This window comes from Streptomyces tibetensis (assembly GCF_040647715.1).
GTDB classification, from domain to species: domain Bacteria; phylum Actinomycetota; class Actinomycetes; order Streptomycetales; family Streptomycetaceae; genus Streptomyces; species Streptomyces tibetensis_A.
Genome location: NZ_JBEZCR010000010.1, coordinates 293823 through 315833 on the forward strand (window position 1 = coordinate 293823; position 22011 = coordinate 315833).

At 72.5% G+C, this 22011-nt stretch carries 21 protein-coding genes and 1 pseudogene; 8 read left to right on the forward strand and 14 right to left on the reverse strand.

What is annotated here, in order from left to right:
* The first annotated feature begins 50 nt into the window (after nt 1–50).
* On the forward strand, nt 51–533 hold the full coding sequence (locus tag AB0B29_RS26840) for a VOC family protein (RefSeq protein ID WP_362244024.1): 483 nt from the start codon (nt 51–53) through the stop codon (nt 531–533).
* A 48-nt stretch (nt 534–581) separates the two neighbouring features.
* Here AB0B29_RS26840 and AB0B29_RS26845 read toward each other — a convergent pair whose 3' ends face one another.
* Nucleotides 582–1472 (reverse strand): aminoglycoside phosphotransferase family protein, encoded by an 891-nt coding sequence (locus tag AB0B29_RS26845; protein WP_362244025.1) that lies wholly within the window; start codon nt 1470–1472, stop codon nt 582–584.
* A gap of 17 nt (nt 1473–1489) precedes the next feature.
* Entirely contained in the window at nt 1490–2392 is a 903-nt protein-coding gene (locus tag AB0B29_RS26850) for an SGNH/GDSL hydrolase family protein (RefSeq protein WP_362244026.1), read from the reverse strand.
* A 162-nt stretch (nt 2393–2554) separates the two neighbouring features.
* Between AB0B29_RS26850 and AB0B29_RS26855 the strand changes: the two genes are divergently transcribed.
* Nucleotides 2555–3352, forward strand: a complete 798-nt coding sequence (locus AB0B29_RS26855; protein WP_362244027.1) for a VOC family protein — start codon at nt 2555–2557, stop codon at nt 3350–3352.
* Nucleotides 3353–3393: 41 nt separating this feature from the next.
* Complete coding sequence (locus AB0B29_RS26860; protein ID WP_362244028.1) at nt 3394–4107, forward strand: ribonuclease H family protein; 714 nt, start codon at nt 3394–3396, stop codon at nt 4105–4107.
* Here the strand turns inward: AB0B29_RS26860 and melC2 are convergent, their stop codons facing one another.
* Together melC2 and melC1 are read right to left on the reverse strand one after the other, a co-directional pair.
* The gene (melC2, locus tag AB0B29_RS26865; protein ID WP_362244029.1) at nt 4108–4929 is read right to left on the reverse strand and encodes a tyrosinase MelC2; all 822 of its coding nucleotides are present in this window, start codon (nt 4927–4929) and stop codon (nt 4108–4110) included.
* A 32-nt stretch (nt 4930–4961) separates the two neighbouring features.
* Entirely contained in the window at nt 4962–5330 is a 369-nt protein-coding gene (gene melC1 / locus AB0B29_RS26870) for an apotyrosinase chaperone MelC1 (protein ID WP_362244030.1), read from the reverse strand.
* Nucleotides 5331–5752: 422 nt separating this feature from the next.
* Between melC1 and AB0B29_RS26875 the strand changes: the two genes are divergently transcribed.
* A complete protein-coding gene (locus AB0B29_RS26875; RefSeq protein ID WP_362244031.1) occupies nt 5753–7243 on the forward strand; it encodes an MFS transporter in 1491 nt (496 codons plus the stop codon).
* Nucleotides 7240–7824: a TetR family transcriptional regulator gene (locus AB0B29_RS26880; protein ID WP_362244032.1), complete on the forward strand. Its 585-nt coding sequence runs from the start codon at nt 7240–7242 to the stop codon at nt 7822–7824. Before AB0B29_RS26875 ends, AB0B29_RS26880 begins: the two co-directional genes overlap by 4 nt.
* Here the strand turns inward: AB0B29_RS26880 and AB0B29_RS26885 are convergent.
* Nucleotides 7821–9545, reverse strand: coding sequence for a cholesterol oxidase substrate-binding domain-containing protein (locus tag AB0B29_RS26885; protein ID WP_362244033.1), 1725 nt, complete (start codon nt 9543–9545; stop codon nt 7821–7823). The two genes, AB0B29_RS26880 and AB0B29_RS26885, sit on opposite strands and share 4 nt — an antisense overlap.
* 139 nt (nt 9546–9684) lie before the next feature.
* Here AB0B29_RS26885 and AB0B29_RS26890 point away from each other — a divergent pair, with 139 nt between their 5' ends.
* Nucleotides 9685–10668, forward strand: a complete 984-nt coding sequence (locus AB0B29_RS26890) for an aldo/keto reductase (RefSeq protein ID WP_362244034.1) — start codon at nt 9685–9687, stop codon at nt 10666–10668.
* A 9-nt stretch (nt 10669–10677) separates the two neighbouring features.
* Here AB0B29_RS26890 and AB0B29_RS26895 read toward each other — a convergent pair whose 3' ends face one another.
* On the reverse strand, nt 10678–11025 hold the full coding sequence (locus AB0B29_RS26895) for a hypothetical protein (protein WP_362244035.1): 348 nt from the start codon (nt 11023–11025) through the stop codon (nt 10678–10680).
* A gap of 149 nt (nt 11026–11174) precedes the next feature.
* Here AB0B29_RS26895 and AB0B29_RS26900 point away from each other — a divergent pair, with 149 nt between their 5' ends.
* Nucleotides 11175–11672 (forward strand): DUF6328 family protein, encoded by a 498-nt coding sequence (locus AB0B29_RS26900; RefSeq protein WP_362244036.1) that lies wholly within the window; start codon nt 11175–11177, stop codon nt 11670–11672.
* Here AB0B29_RS26900 and AB0B29_RS26905 read toward each other — a convergent pair.
* The 4 genes and pseudogenes from AB0B29_RS26905 to AB0B29_RS26920 all read right to left on the reverse strand — a co-directional run.
* A pseudogene (locus tag AB0B29_RS26905) lies at nt 11673–12305 on the reverse strand (DUF2238 domain-containing protein); the annotation flags it as partial. It lies immediately after the preceding gene.
* Nucleotides 12306–12387: 82 nt separating this feature from the next.
* A complete protein-coding gene (locus AB0B29_RS26910) occupies nt 12388–12813 on the reverse strand; it encodes an SsgA family sporulation/cell division regulator (RefSeq protein ID WP_362244037.1) in 426 nt (141 codons plus the stop codon).
* A 62-nt stretch (nt 12814–12875) separates the two neighbouring features.
* Entirely contained in the window at nt 12876–13904 is a 1029-nt protein-coding gene (locus tag AB0B29_RS26915) for a hypothetical protein (RefSeq protein WP_436845885.1), read from the reverse strand.
* 223 nt (nt 13905–14127) lie between these two features.
* Nucleotides 14128–15099 carry an LLM class F420-dependent oxidoreductase gene (locus AB0B29_RS26920; RefSeq protein WP_362244039.1) on the reverse strand — a complete coding sequence of 324 codons (972 nt, stop codon included), beginning with the start codon at nt 15097–15099 and terminating at the stop codon, nt 14128–14130.
* 72 nt (nt 15100–15171) lie between these two features.
* On the opposite strand from AB0B29_RS26920, the gene AB0B29_RS26925 reads away from it, so the two are divergent.
* Nucleotides 15172–16623, forward strand: coding sequence for a serine hydrolase domain-containing protein (locus AB0B29_RS26925; protein WP_362244040.1), 1452 nt, complete (start codon nt 15172–15174; stop codon nt 16621–16623).
* Here the strand turns inward: AB0B29_RS26925 and AB0B29_RS26930 are convergent.
* The 4 genes from AB0B29_RS26930 to AB0B29_RS26945 all read right to left on the reverse strand — a co-directional run bounded on the left by AB0B29_RS26930 (nt 16615) and on the right by AB0B29_RS26945 (nt 21992).
* Nucleotides 16615–18273, reverse strand: coding sequence for a serine/threonine-protein kinase (locus AB0B29_RS26930; RefSeq protein WP_362244041.1), 1659 nt, complete (start codon nt 18271–18273; stop codon nt 16615–16617). The genes AB0B29_RS26925 and AB0B29_RS26930 overlap by 9 nt on opposite strands.
* A gap of 341 nt (nt 18274–18614) precedes the next feature.
* Nucleotides 18615–19574 carry a threonine/serine dehydratase gene (locus AB0B29_RS26935; protein ID WP_362244042.1) on the reverse strand — a complete coding sequence of 320 codons (960 nt, stop codon included), beginning with the start codon at nt 19572–19574 and terminating at the stop codon, nt 18615–18617.
* A gap of 121 nt (nt 19575–19695) precedes the next feature.
* Entirely contained in the window at nt 19696–20733 is a 1038-nt protein-coding gene (locus AB0B29_RS26940; RefSeq protein WP_362244043.1) for a polyprenyl synthetase family protein, read from the reverse strand.
* A 203-nt stretch (nt 20734–20936) separates the two neighbouring features.
* Complete coding sequence (locus tag AB0B29_RS26945) at nt 20937–21992, reverse strand: tetratricopeptide repeat protein (protein WP_362244044.1); 1056 nt, start codon at nt 21990–21992, stop codon at nt 20937–20939.
* Nucleotides 21993–22011 lie beyond the last annotated feature (19 nt).

The window sequence follows — 22011 nt, forward strand, 5'->3', positions numbered from 1 at the left end:
GGAGCGCCGGTCGACAGTGGTGACAGCGTTCCACGCACCCGGGAGGACTCATGAGCACCGACGGATTCACCACATGCCTCTGGTTCGACGGCCAGGCCGAGGAGGCCGCCCACTTCTACGTCTCGGTCTTCAAGAACTCCAGCATCGGCAAGGTCGCCCGCTACCCCGAGGGAGCGCCGCAGCCCGCCGGAAGCGTGATGACCGTCGAGTTCACGGCCAACGGACACCGGTTCCTGGGCCTCAACGGCGGACCCCAGTTCACGTTCAGCGAGGCGGTCTCCTTCATGATCTTCTGCGAGAACCAGGAGGAGATCGACTACTACTGGAACAGGCTCACCGAGAACGGCGGCGAGCCCGGCCCCTGCGGCTGGCTCAAGGACCGGTTCGGCGTGTCCTGGCAGGTCGTCCCCGACCGGCTCGACGAGATGATCACCGACCCGGACCCGGCCAAGGCCGCCCGCGTCACCCAGGCGTTCATGGCGATGGGCAAGTTCGACATCGCTGCCCTGGACCAGGCGTACGCGGGCGGGTGACGGCCCTGTACAAGGGCGGAGCCGTCCCGCATCCGGCCGGCTCCGCCCCTACACCGCCTCGGCCGCGATCTCCCCGATCACCCGGCGGGAGTTCGCCGCGACCGGCGGGTTCGTGTCCCAGTAGTACGGCAGGGCGATGACCGCGATCGAAAGGGCCCAGCCCCGGGCCCGCGCCCATTCGGCCTCGCCGGCGCCCACCGCCTCACGGAACACCTCGCGGGCCGCCGCCGGCAGCAGGCACCACGTCCCGATGAGGTCGACGGCGGGGTCCCCGACCCCCACCGTCCCGTAGTCGATCACGGCGCTCAGCCGTCCGCCGGTGACCAGCAGGTTCCCGGCCATCAGGTCGCCGTGGGCCCAGACCGGCGGCCCGGTGTGCTCCGGAGCGCTCAGGGCCTCCTCCCACACCTTCGTCACCACGGCGGTGTCCACCCGGCCCGCGAGCTGCGCGAGGGCCTCCCGCATGAGGGCGCCCCGGGTCGCCAACGGCACTCCCCGGTGACCCGGCGGCCCTTCCGAGGCGTCGACACGGCGCAGGGCCGTGACATACGCCGCCAGATCCTCGGCGAGCAGCGTGGGTTCCTCGAGCGCGCCGGGCACCGGGTTGCAGCCGTCCAGCCAGCCGTACACCGACCAGGGCCAGGGGAAGTCGTCCCCGGGCTCGCCCCGCCCGAGGGCTTCGGGCGCGGCGACGGGCAGGGCCGGGCCCAGCCGGGGCAGCCAGCGCAGCTCGTGTGCGATGGCCTCCACGGCACGGGGGTGCCGGGGCAGCCGTACGACCTTGTCCGCGCCGAGGCGGAACATGGCGTTCTCCGTCCCCGAGGACTCCAGCCGCCGCAACGGCAGCCCGGCCCACCGCGGGAACTGTCCGGCGATCAGCCGGCCGACGAGTGAGACGTCGATGTCCAGCTCGTCCTCATGCATGCGCACCGTACCCATGCCGCCCATTCGAGCGTTCAACGCGCAGCCTGTCGAACGGTTTTGGTGATCTCCCGGGCGATGCGCAGGATCCCGGGGGAGCGGACCGGGCAGGGCTTCGGCCTGGACGTCGTAGGGGCCAGGCAGAAGTGCAGGTAGTCGTCGTCGCGGTGCAGGGCAGTACGGTCGCGGCGGGGCTGGGTGCAGAAGCCGGGGTGGGTGCGCTCGTAGGCGGTGCACGGCAGGTACTGCGTCCAGGTGGAGCGGCCGGTGGCCGGGCTCACCGTCTTCCCGGCATCCGCCACGAGGTCGCCCGAGGCGGCGGCTCGCTTCTCGTACACCGCGTTGACGCGCCGGATCCGCTCGGGGGTGATCGGATCCGGGCCCTGCGACACCCACACGATCCGCGGGCGGTCGTCGTCCCCGGCCGCGTGGATCTGCTCCGTGAGGCGGCGCGCGTCGGCGTCGTAGCGGGTGAAGTAGCGGGCCGGGGACTTGTCGTAGGTGATGCCGTCCATGCACGGCGTGTAGCCCCAGGAGTTCCCCCAGAACTGCAGGACCACGATGTCGGGCCGCAGCCTGCGCACCAGCGCGGCGGCCTTGTCGGCGGCCGGTACCAGGGAGCGGTCGGCCGTGCCCTCCAGGTAGTCGCACAGGGTGGTGCCGGAGTACGGGGCACCGGTGTACTTCGCCTTCAGGTCCCGGCGTAACTCCTCGCCCAGCACCTTCTGGCCTTCCATCGCCAGCGAGTCACCGAGGTACAGCACCGTGGGCGCCCGTTCGGGCTCCGGGCCGGGGGAGGCGGGGGCGCGCTGGTGGGTGGTGGTGGCCGACGCGCTCGGTGCGGCCGGCGCAGGCTCCTCGGGTGCGGACGCGGGATCTCCGCACCCGCCGAGGAGCACCCCGGCCAGCAGTACCCCCACGACCCACGGCTTGCGCATACGGCAACTCCCGCCCCGGCCACCGAAACGGCACTCAGGCAAGCACAACCGCGCGCCGGGGGGAAGACGTGCGCGGCGAAGGCCCGCTCGACGCGCGCGTCCGAGCCCGGGTGACTAGCGTGAGGAAACGGACGATTCCACTCCTGGGGAAGGGCCGTGGCCATGGCCGTACAACCTGAAGGAGCCCCTTGCTGGGCCGACGCGATGTTCGGTGATCTCGAAGGGGCCAAGCGTTTCTACGGGGACCTCCTGGGCTGGACCTTCGCCGAGGCTGCGGCGGAGTTCGGCAATTACACGCAGGCCTCCGTGAACGGCAAGGCGGTCGCCGCCGTCGTTCCGCCGATGCCGGGCCAGGAGGGCCTGTCGCAGTGGTGCCTGTACTTCGCGTCCCAGGACGCCGCCGCCACCGCCGCCCGGATCCGTGACCACGGTGGCGAGGTGCTGATGGAACCGATGCAGGTCGCCGACTTCGGCACCATGTGTCTGGCCCGCGATCCCGGTGGAGTCGTCTTCGGCGTCTGGCAGGCCGGCACCCACGAGGGCTTCCAGGCGATGGCCGAACCCGGCGCGTACACCTGGGCGGAGGTCTTCACCCGCGAGCCGGAGAAGTCCGACGCGTTCTTCCCCGCCGTGTTCTCCTACCGGCAGCGCGACATGGAGGACGGCGGGATGGGCTTCCGCGTCTACGACCTGGGCGAGCGCACCGTGCTGGGCCGGATGAGGATGGGCGAGGAGTTCCCGCCGGAGGTGCAGCCTTACATCAACGTCTACTTCACCGTCGAGGACTGCGACGAGGCCGTGGCGAAGGCCACCGAGCTGGGCGGCGTGCTGCGGTTCGGCCCCATGACCACGCCGTTCGGCCGGTTCGCGGCCGTCAGCGACCCGCAGGGCGCGGGCTTCTCGGTGATCGACACCACGACGACCGAAGGAGAGATGCCGAAGCTGACCGACGTGGCCTAGCCTCCCGGACCTCCTGGCCGGACGGCCCCCGCGGTCATGGCATGATCGAGCGCATGCGTGAACGTGTTGTGGCCGCGTGTGACGGGGCTTCCAAGGGAAATCCCGGGCCCGCGGGCTGGGCCTGGGTCGTCGCCGACGCTTCCGAGACGCCGGAGCGGTGGGAGGCGGGGCCGCTCGGCAAGGCCACCAACAACGTCGCCGAACTCACCGCGCTGGAGCGACTGCTGGCGGCCACCGACCCGGACGTGCCGCTCGAGGTCCGGATGGACTCGCAGTACGCGATGAAGGCCGTCACCACCTGGCTGCCGGGCTGGAAGCGCAACGGCTGGAAGACCTCCGCCGGTAAGCCGGTCGCCAACCAGGACCTCGTCGTGCGCATCGACGAGCTCCTGGACGGGCGCTCGGTCGAGTTCCGCTACGTCCCCGCCCACCAGGTGGACGGTGACCGGCTCAACGACTTCGCCGACCGCGCCGCCAGTCAGGCCGCCGTCGTCCAGGAGCCCGCGGGCAGCGCCCTCGGATCCCCCGAGCCGCCGCCCTCCCCGGACACCCCGGCGAAGACCCCGCGCTCCCGCCCGCGCGGCGGCGCGGCCCGCACGGCCAAGGCCGCGGCCGGCAAGGGCTCCTCGCGCACCATCAAGGCCAAGTTCCCCGGCCGCTGCCAGTGCGGCCGCTCCTACGCGGCCGGCGAGCCCATCGCCAAGAACGACGGCGGCTGGGGCCACCCGGAGTGCCGCACGGGCGCGAGCGTCTGATCAGACGTCGAAGGTGTAGAACCGGGTGTGGTCCAGCAGATCCGCCGGGCTCATGTCGTGCCAGGGCCGCATCGTCTCGTTCAGGTCGATGACGTCCGGCGTCCCCGCGGTGGGCAGATAGCCCGAGCCGGGGTGGCGGCGCTGCCACTCCGCCCAGAGCTTGTCGATGAACGCGTGGTGCAGCCAGAACACCGGGTCGTTCGGCGAGACCCCGGTGGCCATCTGCCCGCCGACCCAGACGTGGACGCGGTTGTGCAGATTGACACCCCGCCACCCTTCGAGGTGGTTGCGGAAGCCGTCCGAGCCGCTGTTCCAGGGCGCCATGTCGTACGTGGACATCGCCAGCACCGACTCGACCTCGGCCCGCGTCGGCAGCCCGCGCGTCCCGGAGCCCAGGGAGCGCCGCAGGAACGTACGGCCGTCGACCCGCACGTTGACCGGCCAGTTCCCGCCGGACGCGGAGAACGGCCCGTCCGTCACCCGGCCGTCCCGCTCCCGCCCGGTGCCGCCGAGGAAGTCGGGCGCCCACAGCGAGGCGCGCGGCGTTCGGTCGACCGTCCAGTCCCAGTAGGGAAGCGTCACCGACGCGTCCACCGACTGCAGTGCCCGCTCGAACTCCAGGAGGAATCTTCGGTGCCAGGGCAGGAAGGACGGTGAGCGGTGGCCGGTGCGCTCGCCGTTGTCGGTGTCGGAGACGATGAACGAGTTGTGCGTCGTGACGAACTCGTCGTAGCGGCCGCTGCGCTTCAGCTCCAGCAGCGCGGCGACGAAACGCCGCTTCTCGTCGGGGGTCAGGGTGGACTGGTTCTTGCGGACTGCCATGTGCGGGTGCTCCAGATGCCGTGCGTGGTCGGTCAGTTGGCGGGGAAGGGCAGCAGGGGCGCACCCTGCAGCTCGTCCACCGCGGCGCGGGCGGCGGCGCGCGGGGTGGCGACGGGGTCGTAGTGGCTGACGACGCTGATCCAGCTGCCGTCGGCGTTGCGCATCACGTGCAGCTCCACCCCGTCGACGAACACCGCGTATCCCCCGCCGTGATGGCCGTGGTGACCGGACCCGGCGGACGGACGGCCCTGTATCCGGCGCCCCTTGTAGATCTCGTCGAAGGTTCCGGGGGAGTCGTGGTGCCCGGCGGCCGAGGACGGGGTGGCGGCTGACAACGCCCCCGCGCTCGTGGCGAGGACGGCCGCGGCGGTGAGCGCGCTGCGACGGCTGAGTTCCGGCATGCGGACCTCCTGGGTGGGTTCGGCTGATGACCCCGCATGCCTACCGGCCCGCCCACTACCGGGAGAAATCCACGCGAGCCGGTTGGCTGCGATCCGGGCAATTCCCCTTATGTCGTGCAAGGTTGAACGAAGATGATCTTGCTCTACGGGGGTCAGGCGAAGGTGCGGAAGGGGAAATTCCGCCAGCGAACGATGCTGTGGCGGATGTTTTCTGCTCGTGCGGCTTGTGGTTCGTGGTGCGCGTCACGCCGCGAAACTGGCGTGATTCGGCAGTCGGGGCGACGTCGCACCCGCGCTGCTACTCTGCGTCTCCGGAAGTCTAACGTTGGGTAATCATGAGTTGGGTGAATTGCTATTCACCAGCTATGGTGAATAGCAATTCACCCGCGCCTCCGCCCGGCGCGCCGCCCGCAGGAGCGCCCATGGACCAGACACCCGTGATACTCGAGCAGCCCGGTGCGAACACCCTGCGGGAACGGCTCACCGTCCCTGCGCTCGCGTTCGGCGGCATCCTCATGGCGGTCATGCAGACCGTGGTCGTGCCCCTGCTGCCCGACCTCCCCCGGATCACCGGCGCGTCCGCGGGCACGGTCTCCTGGATGGTGACGGCCACGCTGCTGTCCGGTGCCGTCCTCACGCCGGTCCTGGGCCGGGCCGGCGACATGTACGGCAAGCGGCGGGTGCTCATGGCGGCCCTCGGGCTGATGACCGCCGGGTCGGTCCTGTGCGCCCTGACCTCCGACATCGCCGTGCTCATCGCCGCCCGCACCCTGTCCGGCGCCGCTGCCGCGGTCGTTCCGCTGTCCATCAGCATCCTGCGGGACGAGCTGCCGCCGGAACGCCGGGGATCGGCCGTGGCACTGATGAGTTCCACCGTCGGCATCGGCGCCGCGCTCGGGCTGCCGCTGGCCGCGGTGATCGTGCAGTACGCGAACTGGCACACCATGTTCTGGGTCACCAGCGCCCTCGGCGCCGCGGGTGTGACCTCGGTCTGGTGGGCGGTGCGCGAGTCACCGGTGCGCGAGCCCGGCCGCTTCGACGTACCGGGCACGATCGGGCTGGCCACCGGGCTGGTCTGCCTGCTGCTCGGAGTGTCGCAGGGCGGGCAGTGGGGATGGGGCAGCGAGCGCGTCGTGGGCCTGTTCGCCGCCGCCCTCGTCGTGCTCGCGCTCTGGTCGTGGCAGCAGCTGCGGGCCGAGCGGCCGCTGGTGGACCTGCGCCTGGCGGGTAGGCCCCGGGTCGGCCTCTCCCACGTGGCCGCGCTGCTCGCCGGGTTCGCCTTCTACGCCAACACGCTCGTCACCGCCCAGCTGGTGCAGGCGCCCGAGGCCACCGGGTACGGGCTCGGGCTGTCCATCGTCGCCACCGGACTGTGCCTGCTGCCCAGCGGTATCGTCATGCTGCTGCTGTCGCCCGTCTCCGCCCGCATCTCCGCCGCCCGCGGGCCCCGCATCACCCTGGCCCTCGGGGCGACGGTCATCGCCGCCGGGTACGCCGTGCGCATCGCCGACAGCCGTGAGCTGTGGATGATCATCGCGGGTGCCACGATCGTCGCGACCGGCACCACCCTGGCCTACTCGGCGCTGCCCACCCTCATCCTGCGCGCCGTACCGCCCGAGCAGACCGCCTCCGCCAACGGCGTCAACGTCCTGATGCGCACCATCGGACAGGCCGGCTCCAGCGCCGCCGTGGCCGCCGTCCTGGTGCACCACACCAGCCCGGTCGGCGGTATCCCGGTGCCCACCCTGCACGGCTACCTGCTGGCGTTCGCGATGGCCGGAGCGGTCGCCCTCGTGGCCGCCGCGACGGCGCTGTGCATCCCCGGCGACGCCGACCAGGACGCCACCGACGGCCCGGATCGGACCCGGGTTCGCACCACGGGCGCGCGAGACGGGGCGATGGAGGGAGCATGACTGCCGTGAGCACTCCACCCGTCACGCCCGCACCCGGCCGCAGGGACGCCGAGTCGACCAGGACGGCCATCCTGAAAGCGGCCCGGTACCTGCTGGCCCGGCATGCGCACGGCGACATCACCCTCAAGGCCGTCGCCGACCGCGCCGGCGTGAGCCCGCCGCTGATCCTGAAGTACTTCGGCAACAAGGACACGCTGTTCGCCCGGGTCATGTCCTTCGAGTCCGACGCCGAAGCGCTGCTCGCCGCGCCGCTCGACGACCTCGGCCCGCACATGGTCCGGCACGTCCTGGTCAGCCAGTCCGAGCAGGGCGCCGACCCGCTGCTGCGGATCGTGTTCGCCCCCCTGCACGGCGAGCAGGGCGACATCCTGCGCGCCAACTTCCGCACCCAGGTGACCGACCGGCTCACCGCCCGGCTCACCGGCCCCGACGCGGCCCTGCGCGCCGAACTGGCCGTGGCCACCCTGCTCGGCCTCGGCGTGATGTACGGCATCGCCCGCGGCACCGAACTGAGGGCGAGCACCGTCGACGCCCTGGTGGACCGGTACGCCCCGACCGTCCAGGCCCACCTCGCGCCCTAGCCGAACAGCCGGTCCAGGAACGCGTTGCCGTACACGCGGTGCGGGTCGAGCCGGTCCAGCACGCCGTCCGCCTCCGCCCACGCGGCGTGGCCGACCGCCGCCGGGACGACGCCGCCCAGCACGTCCTCGTCGCTCCACACCCCGTCGTCCGTGTACGCCCACCCCTTGGACCACTCCACCCGGGTGAGCGCGAAACCGCCGTCGAACGTGCGCAGGAGGAACCGCTCGATCTCGCGCAGGAACGCCGCCGCGTCCGACGTGCCCGGCAGCGTCAGAACGTCCAGCCACACGGCCGTGTCCCACTCGGGGTGCTCCTCGGGCGGCCGGAGTGCCGACAGCAGCGGCGGGCGGGCCCCGGACACCCCCACGTCGCCCGGGTCGTCCAGGCCGGTCACCCGGATCTCCACCGAGCCGTTGACCGGGAAGCTGCCCCGGGCGGCGTACTCCGTCAGCCGCTCGCGGTAGAAGGCGGCGAACTCGGAGACGATCCGCTGCACCCGGTCCCGCGAGGTGAGGACCGCGTAACCGTCGGCGTGCACCCGCAGCGTGCTCGGCTTCAGATACAGCAGCGTGTTCTTGGACGGCCCCCACAGGTCGGCGGACAGCGTCGTCACCAGCCCCAGCGCCGCGGCCTCGTACTGGGCGGTGCCGAGCGCCGGCGCGAGGTACCAGGCCGCGTCCGACGTCATCCGGCCGACCAGCTCCGCCACCGGCCCCGGGATGTTGTCCGAGAACGGGTAGTTGTACGGCCGCGTCACCTTCCGCGAGGTGAGCGGCCGGGTGGGGGAGACGCTCCACACTTTCAGCCACGGGTGCTCGGTGAAGGCGAACCAGATCGCCTCGACCCGGCCCGACTCGTCCAGGTGGCTCGCGAACGTCCGCCCGGCGCCCGAGCCGGGCGCGGCGAACAGCTCCGCGGCCGGGATGTCCGTGCGGCTCACGCACCGCAGGTTCATGTTCGCGCCGACGCGCAGCACCACCTCGGTGACCAGGGACCGTCCGAGGTGGGTCAGCAGCGCGGCGCAGTCCGCCTCGTCGCGGTGGAACGTGCGCAGCACGTACGCGCCCACCCCCGAGTCCCATACGACCGCCGTCAGGGAAAGGATCAGATTGCTGAGCGAGCCGTACGTGTGCCCGGGCGGCCGTAGTTCACCCCGCGCGGGTACGGCGGTGCCGTGCGCGTCGACGGCGAGCGCACCGCCCAGCGTCAGCACACCGGGAGCGGGAGCGGCCGTGACACCGAGGCCGTGCCCCTCCAGGAAGGCCAGCAGGTCCTCCGTGGTCACGCCGGTTCCGGCGCGCACGGCGGTGGGGGAGTCCAGGGCCAGGCCGGTGAGGTGGGGCGTGGTGTCGACGAGGAGGACCGGCGCTCCGGACGGCGTCCCCTCCGTGACCGTCAGGGGCGACCAACCGTGCGAAGCACCCCGGGCACGCACCCGCCACCCGTGCAGCCACGCCCAGTTGACGACGGCGACCACCTGGTCCGGGCCGTCCGGCGCACAGGCCCACAGGCCGTCGGCGGTGATCTCGCCGACCCAGTTCCGGTACGCCGAGCGGTACAGCGCGACGTCCCCGGGGAAGTCGGGCAGCTCCGCGGCGGCGGCCGCCGGATCAGCCGGCAGGCCGGATACGGCGGCCAGTGCGGCGGCGGTGAGAAGGAGGCGCCGGCGCGTCCAGGACGAGGTGTCCGACGGGTGGTTGCTCGCTGAACCGGTGGTCATGGGAGGTCACGCTAGGGGCCCGTTGGCACGTGACGTGTTCCTGTCGCATGATCTCACTCGTGTGAGTGATTTATGCGAGCTCGACGGGTCGGAGGGACAGGTTCCGCGCGGTGTCGTGACAGGTGACAGACTGACGCCCATGGACGAGCGCACATTCGACAGGTCGGGTCAGCACGCCTCCGTCGTCGGTCTGGGCACCTGGCAGCTGGGGGCCGACTGGGGAGACGTCGACGACAAGGAAGCCCTCACGGTGCTGGAGGCGGCGGCCGAGGCCGGGGTGACCTTCTTCGACACCGCCGATGTGTACGGCGACGGCCGCAGCGAACAGACCATCGCCACGTTCCTCAGCGGGCGCCCGGACCTGCACGTCATGGTCGCCACGAAGATGGGCCGCCGGGTCGACCAGATCCCCGCCAACTACGTCCTCGACAACTTCCGTGCGTGGAACGACCGGAGCCGGCGCAACCTCGGCGTCGACCGGATCGACCTGGTGCAGCTGCACTGCCCGCCCACCCCCGTCTACTCCACGGACGAGGTGTTCGACGCCCTCGACACCCTCGTCGAGGAGGAGCGGATCGCCGCCTACGGCGTCAGTGTCGAGACCTGTGGGGAGGCGCTGACCGCGATCGCCCGGCCGAACGTCGCGAGCGTGCAGATCATCCTCAACCCGTTCCGCATGAAGCCCCTGCGTGAGGTGCTCCCGGCCGCCCGTGCGGCGGGCGTCGGCATCATCGCCCGGGTGCCGCTGGCCTCCGGCCTGCTCTCGGGCAAGTACACCCGCGAGACCGTCTTCCCCGACAACGACCACCGCACCTACAACCGCCACGGCGAGGCCTTCGACCAGGGCGAGACCTTCTCCGGTGTCGACTACGCCAACGGCGTCGAGGCGGCCGCCGAGTTCGCGGCACTCGCACCCGAGGGGTACACCCCGGCCCAGCTGGCCCTGCGCTGGATCGTCGAGCAGCCCGGCGTCACGACCGTGATCCCCGGCGCGCGCTCGCCCGAGCAGGCCCGGGCCAACGCGGCCGCCGCCCGCCTCCCGGAGCTGCCCGGTGAGACTCTGGCGGCGATCCGCGACCTGTACGACCGGCGTATCAAGGACCAGGTCGAATCCCGCTGGTGAAGCCGGCTGTCACGGCTCCAGGAGCAGCTGCCTCTCCTGCTCCTGGTCGCCGGAGGCGGCGCCGTCGTCGCGTGCCGTGAAGGCGCGGGTGAGCGTGTCGCTCGCCCGCCGTACGGCCTCCGGGCTGCCCTGCACGGTGACGGTCACCGGCGCGGACAGCCGCCCGGAGGGCCCTGCGTCACCACCGGCGGACCCCGCCCCGCTCTCCCCGGCAAAGGTCGCCGTGTGGACCGTCGCGCCGCCGTCGGCGGGGAGTTCGTCCGGCGCCCCGAACGTGCCTTCCAGGGCCCGGACGACGGCTCGTGCGTCGTCGGTGCCTCCGCCGCTGAGCGTCACGGTGAGCTGCGTACCGGACATGCGTCCACGACCTCCTCGGGCTCTGCTTCATTCGCGCCGTCCGTGTAACCGCCCCCTGATCGCTCAAACCGCCGCCGGTCCCCGGGACGAGGAGTCGTTCCGGGGAACCCGGGAAAGAGGAGGGCTCGGATCTCACACCAGGAGGAACAGTGGCGGACGCGGCTGAGGGCGGGGCCATGCGCCGGGGGCGCAACGAGACGGAGGAGGAGAGAGCGGACCGGATGTGGCAGGAGCTCATCCAGGAGGTCCGCGTGGCGCAGATGGGCGTCCAGATCCTGTTCGGCTTCCTGCTCACCGTGGTGTTCACCGAGAAGTACGCGGAACTCTCCGACACCGACCAGACGATCTACCTCGTGACGGTCGTGCTGGGCGCCTGCGCGACCGGGGCGCTCATAGGGCCGGTGTCCCTGCACCGCCTCGTCTCCGGGCGTCGCGTCAAACCCCAGGCGGTGCAGATGGCCTCCCGGCTCACCCTGCTCGGCCTCGTGCTGCTGCTCGCCACCACGACCGCCTCACTGCTGCTGATCCTGCGCGTGGCGACGCACGACGGATTCGTGCCCTACCTCGTCGCCGGCGTGGTCGGCTGGTACCTGCTGTGCTGGTTCGTCCTGCCGCTGTGGATCCGCCGCCGCCACACCTCGCGGTGACGGCACCGTGGCCAGTTGCCGGTCGTGCAGTCGGCTGAGCAGCAGCAGCGACGCGCTCGCCCCGATCAGCGCGCAGCACATGTCCCACTGCGTGTCCCAGACATCGCCCTGCGTGGCCAGGAAGGCGTCCGCCGCGTGCCCGCCGGCCACGGCGGCGGCCCACTCGAGCATTTCGAAAACGGCGCTGAAGGCCAGGCAGGCGCACACGGTCAGCGGCGCGAGCCAGCGGCTGCCGCGCAGCGGCGAGGTGCGCACCAGCAGCTCACGCACCAGCACGGCCGGGACGAAACCCTGCATCAGGTGGCCGAACCGGTCGTAGGGATTGCGGTCCAGGCCGAAGGCGTCCCGGACCCGGTCGCCGAGCGGCACCTCGGCGTACGTGTAATGGCCGCCCACCATCAGCACCACGGCGTGGGCGGCCAGCAGGCAGCAGAGCAGGCCGGTGAGCGGGAAGCGCCGCCGGGTCAGTACCAGCAGCGGCAGGCCCACGACGACCCAGACGACCTCCAGGAACCAGGTCATGCGGTCGTGCGGGTGCCATCCGGACAGCATCAGCAGCACGAGCACACCGCAGGCGAGGGCGGCGGGCAGCGACGGCCGGTGACCCGGGCGTACGTCGGACCTGACGGGCATGGCGGGCTCCTCTCGGGGGAGCCCATCGTCGCGGCGCGGTCAGGCCCCCGGCATGAGTACGCCTACTCATGCCGGCCGCGATTCAGCCCCCGGCGAGGACCCCCTCCAGGAAGTCGTCCACATGGACCTCCTCGCGGCCCGGCGGGACCACTTCGTGGGTCTCGCGCAGGAACGCCGCGAACCCCGGCGCCCACCCGAACACCACCGCGTGGTGCCGGCCACCGTCGGGTCGCACATCGCCGAAGAACTCCATGCGCAGCTCCTGCCACATCCCCCGCGACTGCGGGCGCATCCGCACGTCGCCCACCCCGACCGGACGGCGCAGCGCGTCGCCGAGCATCTCGCGGTCCAGTTGCCACCGGGCGAGGACACGGCCGTCATGGCTGAAGACCACGGTGACGGCGAACGGGTCCGCGGCGTCGTAGCTCAGGTGGGCGAGCACGGAGAAACGTTCCGTGTCACCCGCCTGGAGCTGCACCACCAGGGTCTTGTGGACGAACGAGTTCACGAGGGGGCCTCCGGGAAGAACCGACGTAGAGCCCTCTAGTACCCCCGATTCCGCCGAAATGCTCAGCCGGCCGGGTGATTCCCGCGGGTACCGCGCAGCGACTCGATGCAGACGGCGACCGCCCGCTGGAGGTCCTCCAGGCGCTGCACCATGTCGTCCTCGTAGAACTCTTCGGCGTCGTCGAAGGTCAGCTCCTCGAACACCTTCGTCGCCTTCTGCAGGCTGCTGTAGAACTTCGTGCGCCGCTCCTGCACCCGCAGACCCGCGTCCGCTTCCACGGCCTCGACCACGAGGGACTTCATGGTGTCGTAGGCCTCGGCGGCCCACTCGCCGGCGTCCTCGCCCTCGTCCAGCTCGTCGATGAGCGACAGGTGGCGCTCGGCCTCCTGACGCAGGTCGGCGGGCGCGTCGACGGTCTGCCCGGCGGGCGTCTTGATCTGCCCCGACTCGGCGATCTGGCGCACGTATCCGATCCGGTCGGCCGCCCTGCTCTCACCGGCGACGGCCTTCTTCAGCTCGTCGGTGCGCACGACGTCGCGGGCCAGCTCCGACTGCAGGTCCGGGTCCTCGCGGACCCGGTCCAGCAGGGCCTGGCGGGCCGCGCGGGCCGTTGACGGGTCGGCGAGGATCGCGGCCCGCAGGGCGGTGGGGTTCTCCGCGACCTCCAGCGCCTTCGTGGGCCGGATGCCCTCCGCCTCGGCGGCCTCGGAGATGGCGGTGCCGCGCTCGGACGTGGCGCTGTTGCGGGAGACGTAGTAGCTGAGCCACACGTCGGCGTCCGGCAGATCCACTTCCTGACCCGGCGTCAGCGCCTCGAACTGGGGGACCATCCCGTCGTCCGCCGCCCGGTCCCACGCCTTGTAGTAGCGCATGACCCGCTCCGGGGAGCAGCCGGCGAGTTCCGCGAACTCCTTCGCGGACACCTTCGGCGTCTCGTCCGCGCCCTGTCCGCCGGGCCGCACGCTGCGCGCCACCTTCAGCCCGAAGGCCCACCCTCCGGTCCGGGCGTACGCCCCGAACTCCCGCGCGTCCCGCGCGACCAGGTCGGACACGGGCTCCGGGGCGGCGGGGGACGTCTCGGGCGGGGTCATGGCTACGGTCACGGGCGACTCTCCTGAGCAAGGCGGAACGGATGGCGCAAGGCGCGGACGGAAGCCTAGCGGCACCCTCTGACCTCGCCGTTCCCCGCCCACACGGCCCGCCTGCCGTTCCCCGGCCCGCACGGCCCGCCCGAAAACGCGTTCATGAAGAAGAGCCCCCCGGGGGCGGGGGGCTCAACTCGTCGGGCAAGTGGTGGAGGCGCCGGCCGAGGCGTCAGCCGAACGCGTCCCGCAGTGCGGGCAGCAGGGTCTTCTCCGACCAGTCCAGGTACGCCGGCTGCGACTCGCCGCCGATCTGGACCAGGGCGACCTCGGTGAATCCCGCCTCGGCGTACGGGCGGACGGCCTCGACGAAAGCCTCCGGGTCGTCACCGCACGGGATGGCGTCGGCGACGTCGTCCGGTGTGACGAACTGGGTCGCCGCCTCGAAGGAATCCGGGTGCGGCAGCTCCGAGTTGACCTTCCAGCCGCTGCCGAACCAGCGAAACTGGGAGTGCGCCCGCTTGACGGCCGCGTCCCGGTCGGGGTCGTAGCAGACCGGAAGCTGGCCGACGCGGGGCTTGCCCTCGCCGCCGTGCCGGTCGAACGACTCCAGCAGCCCGGCCTTGGGTTCGGTGGCGATGACCAGGTCGCCGAGCCGGCCCGCGAGTTCGCAGGACCGTTCCCCGGAGACGGCGATGCCGATGGGCGGCGCCTCGTCCGGCAGGTCCCACAGCCGGGCCGACTCCACGTCGAAGTGCGTGCCGCGATGGTTGACGTGGCCGCCCTCGAAGAGGGCCCGGATGATCTCCACGGCCTCCTCGAACATCTCGTGCCGCACGTCGACGGACGGCCAGCCGCCGCCCACCACGTGCTCGTTGAGGTTCTCGCCCGACCCCAGCCCCAGCCGGAACCGGCCCTCGGACAGCAATTGCAACGTGGCGGCCTTCTGCGCCACCACGGCCGGGTGGTAGCGGAACGTCGGACACGTCACATACGTCATCAGCGGGATACGTGACGTGGCCTGGGCCGCCGCACCGAGCACGGCCCACGCGTAGGGCGAATGGCCCTGCGAGCGCAGCCACGGGAAGTAATGGTCGGAGGTCACCGAGAAGTCGAAGCCCGCCTCCTCGGCCCGCACCACGTGGTCCACGAGCTCTCGGGGGCCGGCCTGTTCGGTCATCATCGTGTATCCGATTTGCACCATAACCGGCGAGTCCCCTGACAGCGGACTTGAAAACTACTCGATCAAGCTCGCCGACGGGTGCAGGATGCATGCATGAGCGCTTCCGCCCTGCCCTCGTCCAGCCCCGCCGCACAAGGGGTCGACGCCTTCGGCGTGCACGCCTTTCTCGACGCCCTCGAAGCCGCCCCCGAGATCGAGCCGCACAGCCTCATGATCATGCGGCACGGGCACCTGGTGGCCTCCGGCTGGTGGGCGCCGTACACCGCCGAACGTCCCCACCTGCTGTACTCGCTCAGCAAGAGCTTCACCGCGACCGCCGCGGCATGGGCCGAGGCCGAGGGCCTGCTCGACTTCGACGCGCCCGTGACCTCGTACTTCCCGGAGTTGGAGGCCGACATCACCGACCCGCGCAGCCGGGCCATGCTCGTACGGCACGTGGCGTCCATGGCGAGCGGCCACCGGCGGGACACCGTCGACGAGGCCTTCGGCCGGGGCGTCTCCGAGCCCGTCCGGCAGTTCCTGCTGCTGCCCCCTGACGCCGACCCGGGCACCGTCTTCGCCTACAACCAGCCCGCCACCTACACGCTCGCCGCGATCGTCCAGCGGGTGACGGGGCAGCCGCTCACCGCGTACCTGCGGCCGCGACTGCTCGATCCGCTGGGCCTCGGTGAGGTGGCCTGGCTACGCGACCGCACCGGCCGTGAGCTCGGCTTCAGCGGCCTGCACGCCACCACCGACGCGATCGCCCGGCTCGGGCAGCTGTATCTGCGCGACGGGCTCTGGCAGGGCGAGCGGCTGCTGCCCGCAGGATGGGCGGCCCGGGCCTCGCACCCGCGCACACCGACCGCCGGAGCCATGGGAGACGGGGACCGGCAGGACTGGGACCGGGGCTACGGCTACCAGTTCTGGACGTCCCGGCACGGCTACCGGGGCGACGGCGCGTTCGGCCAGTTCTGCCTTGTGCTGCCGGAGTACGACGTGGTGATCGCCGCGACCTCGGCGACCGAGCGGATGCAGGAGTACCTGAACCTGGTCTGGAAACATCTGCTGCCCGCCTTCGGTCCCGAGCCGCTGACCGGCCGCGAGGCCGCCGACGCGGAGCTGCGGGAGCGTCTCGGCCGGCTCGCGCTGCCGCCCGCCCCGGGCCGTCCCGCACCCCCTGACCGGGAGCGTGACTGGGCGGCCGCCGCGTTCACTCCCTCCGTGGCGGCCGGACCGGTCCGCTCCGCCGGGCTCACCCGGGACACCGACGGCTGGACGCTCACCCTCACCGGAAAGGGGCACCGGCCGGACCGGCCGGACCGGCTCGACGTGCGTATCGCGGGGGAGGACTGGACGGTCACCGAGGAACCCCTCCCGACCGCGGTGAGCGGCGGCTGGACCGACGGCGGCACGCTGGCCGTGGACGTGGTGTTCCTGGAGACCCCGCACCGCCTGGCGCTGATCTGCTCCCTCGCGGATGGGGGCCTCACAGCGCAGTGGCGCACCACGCCGTTGCACGGCGGCCCCCTCACCGCCCTGCGCGCCCCGCGCCGGTCAGTCTGAGGCCGGCCGGAAGGTCTTGAAGAAGGTGCGCAGCGCCTCCTGGTTGACGGCTTTGTCCCAGTCGGCGTCCGGGGTGGTCCAGCGCAGCGAGAAGCTCCGGCCCCCACCGAGCAGGAACCCCCGGCCGTAGGTGTGCACCCGGGTGCCGTGGACGTACGCGGTCCACTCCATGTCGGCGGCCTTGCGGCCCTGGTACGTCGTCGCGCGGATCGCGCCGATCCGGTCGTAACCGTCCGCCTGTTTGAGGTTGGGTTCGACGTCGTCCCGCCAGACGACGACGGGGTCCGGGCCCGCCTGGTCGCTGTAGGTGACGGCCAGCGTGCGGTCGTCGTCCTCGGCGCCGAAGACGACCCGGTACACCTCGCCGTCACGGTCGGTGTCCAGGCGCTCGAAACCCTTGGGGAGCGCGACGGAGAAGCCCTCCGCCGCCCGGTAGCGCTGGAAGCCGGGCGGCAGGGCCGTCGTCGGGGACGAGGGGGTGCGTGTGGGGCCGGTCCCGGGCGGCGGGGAGGGCGTGGTGGGTGTGGGGGAGAGGGAGGGCGACGTGGGCGGGCTGGGCGTCCCGGACGGCTCGCCGCCGACGTCGCCGGTGCCCTCGCCCGGAGTGGTGGCGGAGGCCGGCGGCCGGGCCGGCGATTCGGCCGCGTCGCTGTCGCCGTCCGTGCCGGGCAGGCCCTGGGTCGCGGCGAGCACGGCGACCGCCACGGTGACGACGGCCAGGGCCGTTCCCGCCACCATGGTGCGTCTGCTCCACGCCGGGCTGCCGGTCCGCACCGCGGCGTAGGCGCCGCGCAGCCGGGGGGCCGGTGCCGCGGCCAGGGCTGCATCGGGGTCCTCGCTGAGGGCGCGGGTCAGCGCCTCACGCACCACCGGGCGGGTCAGCCGCTCTCGTGAGTCCTTGCGCAGCAGACCCTGCACGACCTGGGTGAGCGGCCCGGTGCGCACCGGCGAGCGCAGCGGAAGCCGGTCCACGCCCTTCAGGGTGTTCTCCGGGCGTCCCCGGTCCCGGAAGGGCGGGCGCCCCTCGACCGTCGTGTACAGGATCGCGCCCAGTGCCCACAGATCGGCCGCGGGGCCGATGCGCTGGTCGCGGGCCTGCTCCGGGGAGGCGAACGCGGGTGCCGTCAGCCGGGGAGCGAGCGTCGCGCCCGCCAGGCCGAAGCCGGTGACGACGACCGAGTGGTCCTCGCGCACGAACACCTGCCCGGGACTGAGCTCGCCGTGCGTGATGCCCTCGGCGTGCGCGGCGTCCAGCACGTCGAGCAACTCCAGGCCGATCCGCGCCGCGCGTACGTAGTTGAACGTGCCCTGCTCGGAGAGGAGCTCACCGAGGGGGGTGCCGTCGATCCACTCGTTGACCGTCCACAGGGCGCCGGCCTCCTCGACGGCGTCGACGACCGCGGCGATCCGGCCGGGGCACAGCAGTGCCATGTTCTCGGTCGTGCGCAGCAGGCGGGCGGCGGCCCGGCGCTCGGCCCCGCGCGGGTCCTCCGGAAGCCCGATCTGGGTCACGAGGCAGGGGCGGGAGATCTCGCCGGCCCCGGTGTCCTCGGCGTACCAGCAGATGCGGTTGGTCTCGCGGTGAATGATCTCGAGCAGCCGGTACCGGCCGGCGACGAACTGGTGTGTGGAGACGTGCGCCCTGCCCATGGCCATCCCTCGCTGGAAACCTGGCTCTCACCTTTTCCAGAAGTACGGGCAGTGAGGCGGCCTGCGTTCAAATGGATCGCAACTCTGCGTCCGTTCCTGTCTTTTGTTCAAAGGGTGCGAGCAAGTGTGCGAGGAAAGAGGGTCTTTCGAGGGCCCGGGCGCGGCTCACCTCGGCAGCCCCGGGCGCGGCGGGTGCGAGGAATTCGACCGCCGCGGCCCGCTGATTCGCGAATTCGGGCCCGGCCTGGTGGTAACCGCCGGTAAATGCGGAGGTGTACAACGTCTGAACTCGGAGCCCTCCGATGAATTTCGCGAGGGATTCCCCTGGAGGCACCGGAACGTCAGCGCAGCCCGAAGCGGTGCGCCCAGGCGAACACGTCGTCCGTCGTCGCGTTGCCCCCGCACACCACCAGACCGAGCCGCGCCCCGTCACCGACCCGTTCCAGGACCTGCCGGGCCGCGGGCAGCAGGCAGCCGGCTGCCGGTTCGGCCCACACCTTGGCGTGGCCGGCCAGATCCAGCACGCCCTGCACGGCCTCCCGGTCCGGAACCACGAGGACCTCGGTGACCAGGGCGGAGACATGGTCGTAGGTGAGCTGTGACACGGACGGGGCGCTGAGGGTCGAGACGATCGACGACAGGGCGACCGGCCGCGGGCCGCCCGACGTCAGCGCCTCGGACATGGCCTGGGCGCCCTCGGTCTCCACGCCCCACACCCGCACGCCGGGCCGGCACGCCCGCAGCGCGGCGGCGACACCGGCGATCAGGCCACCGCCCCCGATGCTCACCAGCACGTCCGTGAGTTCGCCGGCGTCGGCGGCGAACTCCAGCCCGACCGTGCCCTGTCCCGCGATCACCGCGGGGTCGTCGAAGGGATGGACCAGGGTCAGGCCCTCCTGCTGAAGCCGGGTCATGAGCGCGAACGCGCCGTCCATGTCGTCGGTCAGCCGCACCGACGCGCCGGCCTCCTCCGCGATCTCCACGGCACGGGCGGGCGCCGAGCGGGGCATCACCACCGTGGCCTTCACATCGAGGGCCGCGGCCATGACCGCGACGGCGATGCCGTGGTTGCCACCGCTGACCGCCACGACGCCGGCGGCCCGTTCGGCCTCGCCCAGCGACAACAGCTTGGCCACCGCCCCGCGTGCCTTGAACGAGCCGGTGCGCTGCAGCAGTTCGAGTTTCACGGTGACCGGTGCGCCGAGCAGCGCCGACAGCCCCGGGCTGTCCACGGTCGGGGTGCGCACGACGTGCCCGGCGATGCGCCCGGCCGCGGCTTCGATCTCCGGCATGCCGATCATGGCGGTCGTCCTTCCGGCGCGGGGTCGCGGAACGCGCCGTATCGAACCCTGACGTGCCGAGGGGGCCGAGGTCAAAGCGGTTGCCGGCATCCCTGTGCGACCGAGGCATCCGGTCGGCGGTTCAGACGTCGCGCCGCACCAGGTACTCCAGCAGCGACCGCAGGTCACCGACGGCCTCCGCCGCCAACGGAGCTCCGGCGAGTGAGGTCTCGACGGCGGTGAGGTGCCGGCGGGCCTCTGCCAGGGCCGCGGCACGGCCGCCCGCCTCCTCGATGAGCGCGGCCGCCGTGCCGGTCGCCGCCCCCGACTTCAGGAGTGCGGCGATCCGGCCGCCCATCGGGGAGCCGAGCGCCACCAGGACCGGGAACGTCTTCTTCCGCTCGCGCAGATCACCGTGTACCGGTTTACCGGTGACATCGGGGTCCCCCCAGATGCCCAGCACGTCGTCGACGATCTGGAACGCGACCCCCAGGTGCCGGCCCGCCCGGTCGAGGGCGGCGGCCGTCTCGGGGCGGGCACCGCCGAGCACGGCACCCAGCGCCGCCGCACAGCCCAGCAGCGCGCCCGTCTTGTGCTCCGCCATCGCCCGGTATTCATCGGGCCGAACCCGCTCGGGGCCGGTCCACGGGCGGTCGGCGAACAGCAGGTCGTCCGCCTGTCCGCGCACCAGGTCACCCAGCGCCACGGAGAGCGTGCGTACGCCCGCGGCACCACCGGGCTGCGCGGCCAGCGTCTCGACGGCCAGGGCGAACAGGGCGTCGCCCGCCAGCACCGCGGGCCCCGTGCCGTAGGCCCTCCACACGGTCGGGCGGCGTCGCCGGTCCGCGTCGCCGTCCATGATGTCGTCGTGCAACAGGGAGAAGGTGTGCACCAGTTCCACCGCGACAGCCGCGGCCACGCCGGCCCGGCCCGGCGCACCGGCCGCCTCCGCGCCGAGTACCGCGAGCGCCTGCCGCACGCCCTTGCCGCCGGAGGCCACGGCCGGAGCGCCCCCGACCTCGCACCAGCCGAAGGAGTACGCGGCCATCTCGCCCACCCAGGGGTGCAGCCGCCCCACGGCTTCCTCCAGGGCGGGCCGGACCTGGGCGCGACAGCGGTCGAGAACCGCGGGGATGTCACCGGCGCCGGCCGCATGCTCGTGCGGCTCGCCCCGCCGCACTGTCCGCACTGTGACGGGCGCCTCGGCCGCCGTGCCCGGCCCTGACGGCCGCAGGATGGCCGGTGCCGGTACCGGTGCCCTCGTGCCCTGCTGCGCGGTCGGTCCGGTTTCCCGGGACGGCGGTGCCTGCGTGACCGGCGCCGGTGCCGCCGTGGCGTTCTGCCGGGCTGTCCCCGCTGTCCCCATCGTCGTCGGCAGCGCCGTCACAGGGACGCCCCCATCGTCTGCCCGGTCGACGGTATGCCGAGTTCTTCGTGGGCCCGGGCCACCATCCGGCGGGCGTGCTGCAGGCCGATGCGCTCCAGCAGGTCCGCCAGGTCGGCCAGTTCGGCCGCTGTCTCGTCACGGTCGCGGCCCAGGCGGGCCAGGGACTTGGCGAGTCCCAGCCGCGAGAGTGCCTCACCGCGCGGCTCGCTCATCTCGCGGAACTCCGCGAGTGCCTGCTCGTACAGTGTGCGCGCCTGCTCGTAACGCCCCGCCCGGTACAGGACGTTGCCCCGCATCTTGTGGTTGTAGGCCAGCGCGCTGGACAGCCGCATCGCGCGGCACGCCGTCTCCGCCTCGCTCAGCAGCTCCAGGGCCCGCTCGGTGTCCTGGTCGCGCACCGACACCACATCGGCCAGCCCGCGCAGCGCCCAGGCGTGGCCACGGCGGTCGTCGGCGCGGGCGGCGATCTCGGCGGCCTCCTCGAACAGCGCGTACGCCGAGTCGTAGCGGCCGGTGTTGCGGTGCATCTGCGCGATGCCCTCCAGCGCCCACACCGTGTGCCGGGCCTCCCCGCGCCGCCGGGCCTCGGCGAGCAACTGCTCGTGCAGTCTGCCGACGGCCTCGTAGTCGCCCTGGATGCGGCCGGTCTCGGCCAGGCCGGCCAGCGAGTAGCCGCGGACGACGATGTCCCCGCCGTGTTCGCCGAGGTCGGCGGCCAGCTGGAGCAGCCTGCGGGCCAGCCGGAGCGCGCCGCGCTGCCGGGCCAGCGTGCCGCCGCTCCACAACGCCCAGGCCATCGCCCCGACGTCCCCGGCCTGCCGGGCCGAGCGGTAGCTCGCCTTCCAGGCCCTCTCCGCGTCCTCGACCCGGCCCAGCCTGCGATGTGCCTCGGCCACCGCGAGTCCGGAACGCGCCGCCTCCCCGGGCTGTCCGGCGCGCTCGGCCGCTCTCAACTGCTCGGTACCGGCGGCCAGGACGTCGGTCAGGGAGGAGTTGACGGACAGACTGGTGAGCGCGCCCTGGTATTCCGGAGCGAATGCCTTGCCGTACATCGATGCCTCTCGGTCCGTA